This window comes from Streptomyces sp. NPDC047042, assembly GCF_040644035.1.
GTDB lineage: Bacteria > Actinomycetota > Actinomycetes > Streptomycetales > Streptomycetaceae > Streptomyces.
On record NZ_JBEYVP010000060.1, the window covers coordinates 16357 to 28768 of the forward strand.

At 69.0% G+C, this 12412-nt stretch carries 10 protein-coding genes; 9 read left to right on the forward strand and 1 reads right to left on the reverse strand.

Going from position 1 to position 12412, the window contains the following annotated elements; genetic code table 11:
- Positions 1–94 precede the first annotated feature (94 nt).
- The gene (locus tag ABZ855_RS44090; RefSeq protein ID WP_360818253.1) at positions 95–832 is read right to left on the reverse strand and encodes an FCD domain-containing protein; all 738 of its coding nucleotides are present in this window, start codon (positions 830–832) and stop codon (positions 95–97) included.
- 97 nt (positions 833–929) lie between these two features.
- Here ABZ855_RS44090 and ABZ855_RS44095 point away from each other — a divergent pair, with 97 nt between their 5' ends.
- The 9 genes from ABZ855_RS44095 to ABZ855_RS44135 all read left to right on the forward strand — a co-directional run bounded on the left by ABZ855_RS44095 (position 930) and on the right by ABZ855_RS44135 (position 12412).
- A complete protein-coding gene (locus ABZ855_RS44095) occupies positions 930–1751 on the forward strand; it encodes a gamma-glutamyl-gamma-aminobutyrate hydrolase family protein (RefSeq protein ID WP_360818256.1) in 822 nt (273 codons plus the stop codon).
- Positions 1752–3113: an aldehyde dehydrogenase family protein gene (locus tag ABZ855_RS44100; RefSeq protein ID WP_360818259.1), complete on the forward strand. Its 1362-nt coding sequence runs from the start codon at positions 1752–1754 to the stop codon at positions 3111–3113. It abuts the gene before it with no gap.
- Positions 3114–3201: 88 nt separating this feature from the next.
- Entirely contained in the window at positions 3202–4281 is a 1080-nt protein-coding gene (locus ABZ855_RS44105) for a Zn-dependent alcohol dehydrogenase (protein ID WP_360818262.1), read from the forward strand.
- 64 nt (positions 4282–4345) lie between these two features.
- Complete coding sequence (locus tag ABZ855_RS44110; protein ID WP_360818264.1) at positions 4346–5944, forward strand: PucR family transcriptional regulator ligand-binding domain-containing protein; 1599 nt, start codon at positions 4346–4348, stop codon at positions 5942–5944.
- A 166-nt stretch (positions 5945–6110) separates the two neighbouring features.
- Entirely contained in the window at positions 6111–7475 is a 1365-nt protein-coding gene (locus ABZ855_RS44115) for an aspartate aminotransferase family protein (RefSeq protein ID WP_360818267.1), read from the forward strand.
- Positions 7476–7487: 12 nt separating this feature from the next.
- Positions 7488–8762, forward strand: a complete 1275-nt coding sequence (locus ABZ855_RS44120; protein ID WP_360818270.1) for a Glu/Leu/Phe/Val dehydrogenase — start codon at positions 7488–7490, stop codon at positions 8760–8762.
- Between the two features lie 124 nt (positions 8763–8886).
- On the forward strand, positions 8887–10380 hold the full coding sequence (locus ABZ855_RS44125; RefSeq protein ID WP_360818273.1) for an aldehyde dehydrogenase family protein: 1494 nt from the start codon (positions 8887–8889) through the stop codon (positions 10378–10380).
- Positions 10381–10383: 3 nt separating this feature from the next.
- Positions 10384–11577 (forward strand): CoA transferase, encoded by a 1194-nt coding sequence (locus ABZ855_RS44130; protein WP_360818276.1) that lies wholly within the window; start codon positions 10384–10386, stop codon positions 11575–11577.
- Positions 11570–12412: an enoyl-CoA hydratase gene (locus ABZ855_RS44135; protein ID WP_360818279.1), complete on the forward strand. Its 843-nt coding sequence runs from the start codon at positions 11570–11572 to the stop codon at positions 12410–12412. The genes ABZ855_RS44130 and ABZ855_RS44135 overlap by 8 nt, the downstream gene beginning before the upstream one ends.

The following is a 12412-nucleotide window of genomic DNA, read 5'->3' on the forward strand; positions in this document are numbered from 1 at the left end:
TGGTGCCTGCGCGGCGAGCCACCCGGCCCGGTACGAGCCGCTGTTGGCGGGCGCCGCGCACGGCAGTTGGATCAGGGGCGCGCCGCGCCACCTCTCAGCTGAGGAAGCTGCGCACCAGTTCGGCGGTCGCGTCGACGTGGGTGCGCATCACCTCGCGGGCCCGCTCGGGGTCTCCCGCCAGGATGGCGTCGACGATCGCTCCATGCTGTTCGTGGGAGTGCTCGAGCGCCGGCCCTATCACGGGGACCACCTGCAGGAGGGTCTCGTTCAGGATGAGCTGAACGTTCGCGATCGAGTCGACGAGGGCGCGACAGCCGGACAACTGGGCGATGCACCCGTGCAGTTCGGCGTCCGCGAGCCGGAACGCCGGGCCCGCCAGCGAGGCCGCTGCCAGGCGTTCCCGCAACTCCCCTCGTTGTTCCTCGCTCAGATCGGCTTCTGCGGCGAGGGCAGCCGCCCCCGGTTCCAGAACCGAGCGGAAGGTGACCATGTCCCTCAGCCGGTCCTTCATCTGCTCGCTCAGCCGGTCGTGCCGGTCCGCGTTCGCGGAGGGCTCCCAGATGACGAAGCTGCCGCCCGCCCGTCCCCGTTGAGTACGGACATAGCCGACTTGCTGCAGCGCTCGGATCACCGCCCGCATGGTGGTTCTGCTGATGCCGAGCTGCTCACTCAGGTCGCGCTCGGGAGGCAAGCGCGTGCCGTGAGGCAGAGCCCCGGCGCGGATCTGGGCGACAAGACCGGCGAGTGCCTCCTCGAAGGGGTTCCGGTCCGAGGGGGCCTCGGATGCGGAATCCGGCATGAGCGACCTCTCGTCGCCGCTGGTCTGAGTCACGTACGCCCTCCCCGTCCCGTTCTGCCGTCAGTCTAGGTGACCCAGATTATTTGTTCACACCATTGCGCCCTCAATGGCCTTCAGATTAGCTTTCGGTATGACCAAATCTCTGATGCGTGACTGCACGGCACCCCCTGCGCATCCGGTGGCCGACGATCGGAGCCGGCGATCACTGATCGGGATCCCGGTCCCGGTCGAAGACGCCAGCTGGCGTGTCTGGGCCGGCAGGGCCCACTTGCTCGGGACCTCGTACGCCGACCGGGTGCGGCAGGCGGGCGCGGTGCCGGTCCTGCTTCCGGTAGGCGGGTCGGATGATGAGGCGCATCGGCTCGCGGCCTCCCTGGACGGCCTCATGATCGCCGGAGGCTCCGATGTCGACCCCGGGCTCTACGGTCAGCTCCCGCACGAGGCGGCTGGCCCGTTCGACCCGGAGCGTGACGGCTGGGAGATCGCCCTGCTGCGAGCCGCTCTCGAGGCGGGTCTTCCGGTGTTCGGCATCTGCCGCGGCATGCAACTGCTGAACGTCGTCCTCGGTGGCACCCTGACCCAGCACCTGCCAGACCAGGTCGGCAGCGACGTGCACAACCCCACGAAGGGCGAGTTCGCGCTGCACCGCATCACCACGGCACCGGACAGCCCGCTGCGCCGGATCGTCGGTGCCGTGGCCGACGTACCGACCTACCACCACCAGGCCGTTGAGGTCCTCGCACCGGACCTGACAGCGGCGGCGTGGGCCGAGGACGGCACGGTCGAGGCCGTCGAGGACTCCGCCGGTCGGATTCTCGGTGTCCAGTGGCACCCCGAGGTCGGCGACTCGGACGAGATCTTCCGCTACTTCGTCGGCTGCTGCGCCACGCAGGACGTCGAGCGGAGCCACGCCGGTGCGGTCCCGCATCAGGCCAACCTGGAAAGGATGTAAGTGATGGGTTTCAAGGTCATCAACCCGGCGACCGAGAGCGTGATCGCCACCATCGAGCAGATGGACGAGCAGCGCACCAACGAGGCCGTTCTGCGCTCGGCGCGCGCGTTCGAGAAGTGGCGCAAGGTGTCGGCCCCCGACCGGGCCCGACTGCTGCGCCGGTTCGCGGCCGTGGTCGAAGCGGACCTGGAGAACCTGGCGAAGCTCGAGACGGAGAACTGCGGGCACCCCATCTCCGACTCGCGCGGCACGGTGGCCCGCGTGCGTGATGTGTTCGACTACTACGCGGCCGCGCCCGAGCGTCTCATCGGCCAGCAGATCCCGGTCGACGGCGGGGTCGACATCACCTTCCACGAGCCCATGGGCGTGGTCGCCGTGATCGCCCCGTGGAACTTCCCGCTCATGATCGCGGTCTGGGGCCTGGCGCCCGCCCTGGCCGCTGGGAACACGGTCGTCATCAAGCCCTCCGAGCTGACACCCATGACGACGATGCGGCTGGGTGAGCTGGCGGTCGAGGCAGGTCTGCCGGAGGACGTGGTCCAGGTGGTCACCGGGGCGGGCAGTGTGGTCGGACAGGCCCTGCTGGACCATCCGAAGGTGGCCAAGGTCGTCTTCACCGGCTCCACGGACGTCGGCCGGCGGGTCATGGCAAGCGCCGCGCCCCACCTCAAGCGGGTGACCCTGGAACTCGGCGGCAAGAGCGCGAACATCGTCTACGCCGATGCCGACCTGGAGGCCGCCGCCGCGGCCGCTCCCATGGGGGTCTTCTACAACTCCGGCCAGGACTGCTGCGCCAGGTCGCGGCTGCTCGTCCAGCGCAGTGTCTTCGACGAGTTCGCCGAGCTCCTCAAGCCGGCCGTCCAGGCGGTGGCCGTGGGCGACCCGACGAAGGAGGCCACCCAGGTCGGCCCCCTCATCAGCGCCGGTCACCGTGACCGTGTCGCCGCGTTCGTCACGGACGAGGAGGAGATCCTCGTGCGCGGCCAGGCACCGCAGGGCCCTGGTTTCTTCTTCGCCCCGACGGTGCTCACCTCGCTGGACGGGAAGGCCCGGAGCGCGGCGGAGGAGATCTTCGGGCCGGTGGTGACGATGATCCCCTTCGACGACGAGGACGACGCGATCCGCATCGCCAACTCGACCGACTACGGGCTCGCCGGCTCGATCTGGACCCGGGACATCGGCCGAGCGCTGCGCACGGCACGTGGCGTGGAGGCCGGCAACCTCTCGGTCAACAACAACAGCGCGGTCCGTCTGCAGACCCCGTTCGGCGGGTTCAAGCAGTCCGGCATCGGCCGCGAACTCGGCCCCGACGCGGCCCTTGAGTTCACCGAGAAGAAGAACGTCTTCATCTCGACGCTCTAGTCGCTCCCCCCTCGTCCTCGTCCGTCGAACGCAACGGCATGCGCGTGCCGCCTGTTCGGGGGACGCCATCCAAAGACTGGAGAAAGCCATGAAAGCCGCAGTTCTGCGGGACGACCAGGAAAGGTTCAGCGTCGAAGAGGTCGCGGTCGACGGGGTGGGGGCGCACGAGCTCCTGATCCAGACCGCGGCCGCCGGCCTGTGCCACAGCGACCTCTACCACCTACGTGGCGTGTTCGACATTCCCCGCCCGACGATCCTCGGTCACGAGTCGGCGGGAGTCGTGCTCGAAGTCGGCAGCGAGGTCGAGGGCTTTGCCGTGGGCGACCACGTCATCACCTGCTTGGCGACGTTCTGCGGTCGCTGCGAACGGTGTCTGAGCGGCCGCTCCTACCTCTGCGCCGGCACGCACAGCCAGCGGGCCCCGGGCGCCAGGCCCCGCCTGCACCAGGACGATGCCGAGATTCACCAGTTCCTCAACGTGTCCAGCTTTGCCGAGCAGCTCCTCGTCCATGAGTCCGCCGCGGTGCGGATCACCAAGGACATGCCCCTCGACCTGGCCGCCCTCATCGGGTGCGGGGTCACCACCGGGCTCGGCGCCGTCTTCAACAAGGCACAGGTGCGCCCCGGTGAGACGGTGGCGGTGATCGGCTGCGGCGGCATCGGTCTCAGCGCCATCCAGGCAGCGCGGATCTCCGGCGCCGGACGGATCATCGCCGTCGACCGGCAGCCGGACAAGTTCGACGTGGCGACCAAAGTGGGAGCCACCGACGTCGTGGACGCCTCTCGGTACGACGCCGCCGAGGCCATCCGGGAGCTGACCGGCGGCGGTGTCGACCACTGCATCGAGGCGGTGGGCGCGCCCGCCACCGCGACGGCGGCGCTGGAGTCGCTCGCCGTCGGTGGCACCGCGACCATCGTGGGCCTGATGCCCTCGGGCAAGACCTTCCCCGTGCAGGGCAGGCTCCTGCTCGACGACCGGCGGCTGCAGGGCGCGTACATGGGAGCGCAGAACTTCCGCGTCGCCATGCCCCGCCATGTGGAGTTGTTCCTGTCCGGGCAGCTGCTGCTGGAGGAGATGGTGAGCTCACGGATCGGCCTCGACGGCATCGACGACGCGTTCGACGCCATGGAAGCCGGCCGTGCGGTGCGGGACCTCGTCATCTTCTGATTCCAGCCCGCCACGCAAGGAAGTACGGCCCGGCACCGTCCTTCGGCTGAACCCTGGAGGCAGTGTGCTCCCCACCGTCCGTCAGATCCTGGCCATGCCCGTGCTCGCCACGGCGGATCCCGAGGTGCTCGCAGGCCAGGACCAGCTCGACCGCCCCGTCCGATGGCTGCACCCGGCCGAGGTGGCCGACATCGCGCACCTGCTGCGCGGCGACGAGATCGTCCTGATGACGGGTGTCATCCTCGGCGACGACGCCCAGCGCATCCGCGACTATGTCCGCTCGCTCGCGGTCGCCGGCGCAGCCGGTGTCGTCGTGGAGCTGGGACGGAAATGGTCGTCCCTTCCCGAGGCACTGATCTCGGCGTGCCGACGTGAAGACCTGGTGCTCATCGCGCTGCACCGCGAGGTCCGTTTCGCGTCGATCGTGGAAGAGGTCGGAGCACGGATTCTCGACACCGAGATCGAGGAACTCCGCGCCAGCGAGTACATCCACGAGACGTTCACGCGGTTGGACGTCGACGGCGCGCGACCAGAGGAGATCCTCGCCGCCGTCGTGCGGATCGCCTCTGTCCCCGTGGTCCTGGAGTCGTCACGGCATCAGGTGGTCGGTTACGACACCGCGGGAAGGTCCACCGCCTCGGTACTCGGGGACTGGGGACGGCGTTCACGTGGGATCGTGCCCTCCGGGCGGACCGGTTACGACCGCCGCACCGGCTGGCTGATGACGGTGGTCGGGTCGCGCGGCGACGACTGGGGCCGGCTCGTCCTTCTCACCGACACGCTGCCGAACCGCCGCGACTACGTCCTGATCGAGCGCGCGGCGGCGGCCCTGGCGCTGCACCAGATGCGCTCACGGGCCCGCGACGGCGCCGAGCGCAACACCCACACCGCGCTGCTCGGCGAACTCCGGGCCGGCCGGATTACGAACGAACTGGTCGTGCGCTGCGAGGCGGCTCACCTTCCCGTGCGGACCAGAAGGTTCGTCGCCATCGCCCTGCGAGGACGGCTGACCGCGCAGGACGAGAGGCAGTGGTCGCTGACCGACCTGGCCACCGTCGTCGTGAAGGCGTCTCGAAGCCTGGGGACGCCCATGCTCGTCGGCCTCGACACCGATCACGTCATCGCCCTCACCAGCATGCCCGTGACCATGTCGCCGGACGCGATGACGGCCGCTCTCGCGCAGGAGGTGCGCAAGACCGCGAGCGTGACGATTGCTCGCAGTGAGGTCGTCGACCGGCTGGAGGACACCTTCCGCACGTTGATCGACGCCAGGCACATCCTCGACGCGGCCGAGGCCGACGACCCACGCCCCTGGATCACCCTCGCCGACGTCCATCTGCGCGGCCTGGTCCACCTGCTCCGCGACGACGAACGGATCCGCCTGTACGTCCGCCGGGAGCTCGGACCGCTCCAGGCCTACGACGCCGATCGCGGAACGTCGTTGATGACTCTTCTGAGAGTTTTCCTGGAGGAACCGGGCGGCAAGGCGGCCGCGGCCAAACGTCTGCTGCTCTCGAGGCCGGTGCTCTACGAGCGGTTGGCCAGGATCGAGTCGATTCTCGAAGTCGACCTCGAAGACCCGCACATCCGTACGTCCCTGCACGTCGCCGTGCTCGCCTGGTCGCTTGCCGACGAGGAGACGCATCGCTCGCACGGCGAGTGAATCTGCGAAACGCGCCGTCCGCGGCACCGGCCCGACGCCGTGTAGGAGAGGGCGCCAGGAACGGACACCATGTCGGTCCTCCGGCGGTGGCCCAACCGGCAGAGTCGGCGACATGGACGGGCTGAGCAGTCCCTTCCGTTCCCCGACTCACCGGTGAGGACATCCCATGAGCGTTTCAGAAGCCCAGCAGGTCGCAACGGAATCCGAGGTGCAGCGGGCCTACCGCCTCGACCGTGAGCACGTGTTCCACTCCTGGTCCGCTCAGGACACCTTGGACCCCATGGTGATCACCAAGGCCGAGGGCTCCTACGTCTGGGACGGTGACGGCAAGAAGTACCTGGACTTCAGCAGCCAGCTGGTCAACACCAACATCGGCCACCAGCACCCTCGGGTGATCGCCGCGATCCAGGACCAGGCCGCCCGTCTGTGCACCATCGCTCCCCAGTACGCGAACGACGCGCGCAGTGAGGCGGCGCGGCTCATCGCCGAGCGCGCCCCCGGTGACCTCGACAGGGTCTTCTTCACCAACGGCGGCGCCGATGCCAACGAACACGCCGTGCGCATGGCTCGACTGGTTACCGGGCGGCACAAGGTACTGACGACGTACCGCTCCTACCACGGCGGCACCACGACCGCGGTGAACATGACCGGCGACCCCCGGCGGTGGGCCAACGACCACGGCACCACCGGAACGCTGCACTTCTGGGGGCCGTTCCTGTACCGCTCGGCGTTCCACTCCGAGACCCAGGAACAGGAGTGCGAGCGCGCCCTGCGACACCTGGAGCAGGTCATCACCTTCGAGGGGCCGGACACCGTCGCGGCGGTCGTCCTGGAGTCCATCCCGGGCACGGCCGGCGTCATGGTGCCGCCGCCCGGCTACATGAGCGGCGTGCGTGAACTGTGCGACCGGTTCGGCATCATGATGATCGCCGACGAGGTGATGACCGGCTTCGGACGCACCGGAGCCTGGTTCGCCATCGGCGAGGCAGGAGTCGTACCCGACCTGCTGACATTCGCCAAGGGTGTGAACTCCGGATACGTGCCGCTCGGGGGCGTGGTGATCAGCCGCGCGATCGCCGCCTACTTCGGCAAGCGGCCCTACCCCGGCGGTCTCACCTACTCGGGACACCCCCTCGCCACGGCGTCCGCTGTCGCGACCATCAACACGATGGAGGACGAGGGGATCGTGCAGAACGCCGCACGCTTGGGAGAGGAGGTCTTCGGCCCGGGACTGCGCGTCATAGCCGACCGCCACCCGAGCGTTGGCGAGGTCCGGGGCACGGGAGCCATGTGGGCCCTGGAACTGGTCAGGGACCCCGCCACCCGCGAGCCCCTCGCGCCCTACGGCGGCACCAGCCCCGCCATGGCGGAAATGACCGCCTTCCTCAAGGGCGAAGGCATGCTGCCGTTCACCAACTTCAACCGCATTCACGTCGTGCCTCCCCTCAACATCCCCGACGCCGACGCGGCCGAGGGACTCCGCCTCATCGACGCCGCGCTGGACATCGCCGACCGCCATGTCACGGCCTGAGGGAGGAACACCGTGACCACGCTCGCGCAACCTGTCACAGACGCTACGGCCAACCCACTGGCCGACGCGCATGCGCAACTGGCCTCCGCCATCAGACTTCTCGGCTACGACGACGGGATGTTCGACCTCCTCGCCAAACCGCGCCGGGAAGTGACCGTCGCCGTGCCCCTGCGTCGCGACGACGGCCGGATCGAGGTGCTCGTCGGCCACCGGGTGCAGCACAACCTCTCCCGCGGGCCGGCCAAGGGCGGCCTGCGTTACAGCCCTGATGTGTCCCTCGACGAAGTGCGCGCGCTGGCGATGTGGATGACCTGGAAGTGCGCACTGCTCGACGTTCCGTACGGCGGTGCCAAGGGCGGCGTGCGCATCGATCCCAAGCTCTACTCCCAGGCCGAGCTGGAGCGGGTGACCCGCCGCTACACCAGTGAGATCAGCCCTCTCATCGGCCCCGAGAGGGACATCCCCGCACCGGACGTCGGCACCGACGAGCGCACCATGGCCTGGCTGATGGACACCTACTCTGTCCAGCACGGCCACACGGTTCTCGGTGTGACCACCGGCAAGCCGCTCAGCCTTGGCGGTTCACGTGGCCGGGCGACCGCCACATCACGGGGCGTCGTGCACGTGGCACTCGCGGCACTGGCCGAGTGCGGAATCGACCCGGCTCGGGCCACCGCCGTCGTACAGGGATTCGGAAAGGTCGGCCGACACGCCGCGCGCTTCCTCGCCGAAGCCGGGCTGCGCGTGCTCGCGGTCAGCGACCAGTACGGTGCGGTCGCCGCCGAGTCCGGACTGGACATCGCCGCCCTTGAAACGCATGTCGACGAGCACGGCACGGTCGTCGGCTTCCCCGGTGGTGCGGAGCTCGACCGCGACGCCGTCATCGGGCTGCCCGCCGATCTGCTGGTGCCCGCGGCCGTCGAGGGCACTATCCACGCCGGCAACGCCCACCAGGTGCGAGCGCGGGTCGTCGTGGAGGGCGCCAACGGACCGACCACACGCGAAGCCGACCGGATCCTCGAAGCACAGGGAACCCTCGTCGTCCCCGACATCCTCGCCAACGCGGGCGGGGTGATCGTGTCCTACTTCGAATGGGTGCAAGCCAACCAGGCCTACTGGTGGAGCACCGACGACGTGGAGGCGCGTCTCGAGGAGCGGATGCTCCAGGCCTGGCACCAGGTTCTCGAGCACGCCCGTCACCTCGGTGTACCACTGCGCACCGCGGCGACCGCTCTCGCCGTGGAACGCGTGGCCCAGGCCCATCTGCAGCGTGGGCTGTACCCCTGATCGCCCACCTGCCGCACCACTGCCGGGAGTTCATGCCCCGGCCTCACCGGCCGCACCGGACTCCGTCCCCTGACCTGACGTCCGTACCCGGCACACCCTCAGACGGAAAGATTGGACTTGAGCCGTGAACCCGCAGCAACAGACCACGACAGAAGCCGAGTACTTCGTGGGCGACGAGCAGATGCTGATCGCCGGCGAGTGGACCGCGGCCTGCGACGGCGAGTGGATCGACGTCGAAAGCCCCCGCGACAGGTCGATCATCGGCCGCGTCCCGCGCGGCCGGGCCGAGGACGTCGACAAGGCGGTGACCGCGGCCCGGCGTGCCTTCCCCGCCTGGCGCGACCTCCGTCCCCGTGACCGCGGTGACCTCTTCCGGAAGATCGCCGACGCCCTGGAGCCCGAGCAGGAGCGCATCGCGCGGCTGCTGTCGCTGGAGAACGGCAACGCCCTGCGGACCCAGTCCCGCGGCGAAATGCAGTTCGTCGTCGACGCCTTCCGCTACTTCAGCGGCGTGGCGGGCGAAGCCAAGGGCGAGAGCATCCCGCTCAACGCCACGATCCTCGACTACTCACGGCGGGAGCCCCACGGCGTCGTGGGCGCCATCGTGCCGTGGAACGCGCCGCTGATGCTCTCGGCGCTGAAGATCGCACCCGCGCTGGTGACCGGCAACACCCTTGTTCTGAAGGTCGCGGAGGACGCGCCGCTCGCTGTTCTCGCCGTCGCCAGGATCTGCCAGCAGTTCCTTCCCGAGGGCGTCCTCAACGTCGTCACCGGATACGGCACCGAGGTGGGCGAGGCGCTGACCTCGCACCCGGGTATCGCCAAGCTGTCCTTCACCGGTTCCACGGCGGTGGGCCGCCGCGTGATGGAGAAGGGCTCGGAGCGCATCGTGCCGGTTTCCCTCGAACTCGGCGGGAAGAGCCCGCAGATCGTCTTCTCCGACGCCGACGAGGACTGGGTCGTCGAGGGCACCATCGCCGGGATGCGGTTCTTCCGGCAGGGCCAGTCGTGCACCGCCGGATCCCGGCTGTTCCTGCACGAGTCGATCTACGAGTCCTTCCTCGGCAAGCTGGTCGACAGGCTCGCGGCGTTGAAGGTCGGCGACCCCCTCGACGAGGCCAGCGACATGGGCACCATCGTCAACCGCAAGCAGTTCGAGCGGGTCAGCGACTACGTGTCCGATGGCATCGCGCAACCGGGTGTGGAGGTCGCCCTGGGCGGGATCCCGCCGCTGGAGGGCCCGCTCACGCGGGGCTACTACTTCCAGCCCACCGTGTTCGGGGGCGTGTCCAACGACTGGCGGATCGCCTCCGAGGAGATATTCGGCCCGGTCGTGTGCGCGATCCCGTGGAAGGACGAGGACGAGGTCGTTCGCATGGCCAACGACACCTCCTACGGCCTCGCCGGATTCGTGTGGACCCACGACCTCGGAGCGGCCCTGCGTACCGCCCACTCCCTGGAGGCGGGCTGGGTGCAGGTCAACCAGGGCGGCGGGCAGGTGCTGGGACAGTCCTACGGCGGCTTCAAGCAGAGCGGCATCGGCCGGGAGTTCTCCCTCGAAGGCATGCTGGACAGCTACACACAGCGCAAGCACGTCTCAGTCAATCTGGGGCGCTGACTCATGACACAGAGCACCGCACACCAGGAACCCGGCACGCGAGGTCCGCTGGAGGGACTCGTCGTCGTCGATCTCAGCCGCGCACTGGCCGGCCCCCACGCCACGATGATGCTCGGCGACATGGGTGCACGGGTCATCAAGGTCGAGGCGCCCGGCAAGGGCGACGAGTCCCGCGGCTGGGGGCCACCGTTTGTCGGCCCGGAGGACGCCCGGGAGTCGACGTACTTCCTGTCCTGCAACCGCAACAAGGAGTCCGTCACCGCGGATCTGAAGTCCCCGGAGGGCACCGACCTGCTGACCAGGCTGGTGCGGCGCGGCGACGTCCTCGTCGAGAACTTCCGCCCCGGTGTCATGGACCGACTCGGCTTCTCCAACGAACGGCTCCACGAGATCAACCCCCGCCTGGTAATCCTCTCGATCAGCGGGTTCGGCCACGACGGCCCGCAGGGCGGACGACCCGGATACGACCAGATCGCCCAGGGTGAAGCCGGCCTGATGAGCCTGACCGGGCCGGATCCGGACACTCCGACAAAGGTCGGAGTGCCGATCGGAGACCTGCTGGCCGGAATGTGGGGTGCGTATGGTGTGCTGTCCGCGCTGTACGAACGGGAGCGGACCGGCCGCGGCAAGGTAGTGCGCACCTCGCTGCTCGCCTCGATCGTGGGGGTGCACGCCTTCCAGGGCACCCGCTACACGGTGGCAGGCGAAGTGGGCCGTGCAACCGGCAACCACCACGCGGCCATCGCCCCGTACGGCCTCTACCGCTGCGCGGGGGGCGCGATCCAGGCAGCGGTCGCCAACGACATCCTGTGGGCAAAGTTCGCCGAGATCGTCGGGCTGGACGCCGACGACCCGCGGTTCGCTACCAACATCCAGCGCACGGCACATCGAGACGACCTCGTCGAGAAGATCGAGAAGCAGCTGCTGCAGCGACCGCCCGAGTACTGGCTGGAACGCCTGCACGCGGCCGGGGTACCGGCAGGTGAGGTCCGCACCCTCGACCAGGTCTACAACTCCCCACAGACTCGCTCGCAGGGACTCGTGATCGAGGTGAACCACTCCTCGCTCGGTCAGATCGAACTCCCCGGCCCCGCCGTCCGCTTCGACGAGGGCGGCCGCAGCAAGCACAACCCCCCGCCGCGGCTGGGCGAGCACAACGACAGCGTACGAGTCTGGCTGGACGGCCACGATGCATGACACGGAGACCGAGGCGCTGGCCGACGGCACCCTGCTGCGACGGCGGGCGGAAGGAGTCGTCGAACTCGTACTCAACCGCCCCGAGCGGCACAACGCCCTGACCGTCCGGATGTATGAGGCACTCCTGGAAACCTGTGCCGAACTTCGGGGCGACACCACGGTGCGCGCCCTGGTCATCCGGGGTGCGGGAGGCAAAGCCTTCACCGCAGGCAACGACATCGCACAATTCACCGCCATGCAGGACGGTGCGGCCGGGGTCTTTCACGAGGCAGGCGTCCGCTGGGTGCTCCGTTCGATCGCCGAACTGCCGCAGGTCACCATCGCCGCGGTCGACGGTGTCTGCGTCGGCGCGGGGCTCGGCATCGCGACCCACTGCGACCTGCGCATCGCCACCCGGGACTCCCGCTTCGGATACCCCATCGCCCGGACCCTCGGCAACGTGCTCTCCGCCTCTTTGGTGTCCCGCTGCGCCGCAGTCTTCGGTGAACCGATGACGCGCGAGATGCTCCTGACGTCGAGGTTGGTGGACGCCTCACGCGCGCACGCGGTGGGAGCCGTGATGTCCGTCGTGGCCAGAGACCGGTTGGACAGAGAGGTGGACGACGTGGTGGCGGGGCTGCTTCGTGCCGCACCACTCACCCTCCGGACGACCAAACGCCAGCTCCTGTACCGGGCGGACACGCTCGACGCGGTCCCTTCGGACGACGACGCACTCATCGAGGAGGCGTACGGCAGCGCAGACTTCCGGGAGGGAGTCCGGGCCTTCCTCGCCAAGGAGAAGCCACATTTCAGCCCGCGAGCCGGGACAGCCACACGGGCGACGAGAGACACGTGA

Coding starts and splice junctions, on each gene's coding strand:
- ABZ855_RS44095 (WP_360818256.1), top strand. CDS start 930: ATGACCAAATCTCTGATGCGTGACTGCACGGCACCCCCTGCGCATCCG.
- ABZ855_RS44135 (WP_360818279.1), top strand. CDS start 11,570: ATGCATGACACGGAGACCGAGGCGCTGGCCGACGGCACCCTGCTGCGA.
- ABZ855_RS44115 (WP_360818267.1), top strand. CDS start 6,111: ATGAGCGTTTCAGAAGCCCAGCAGGTCGCAACGGAATCCGAGGTGCAG.
- ABZ855_RS44105 (WP_360818262.1), top strand. CDS start 3,202: ATGAAAGCCGCAGTTCTGCGGGACGACCAGGAAAGGTTCAGCGTCGAA.
- ABZ855_RS44130 (WP_360818276.1), top strand. CDS start 10,384: ATGACACAGAGCACCGCACACCAGGAACCCGGCACGCGAGGTCCGCTG.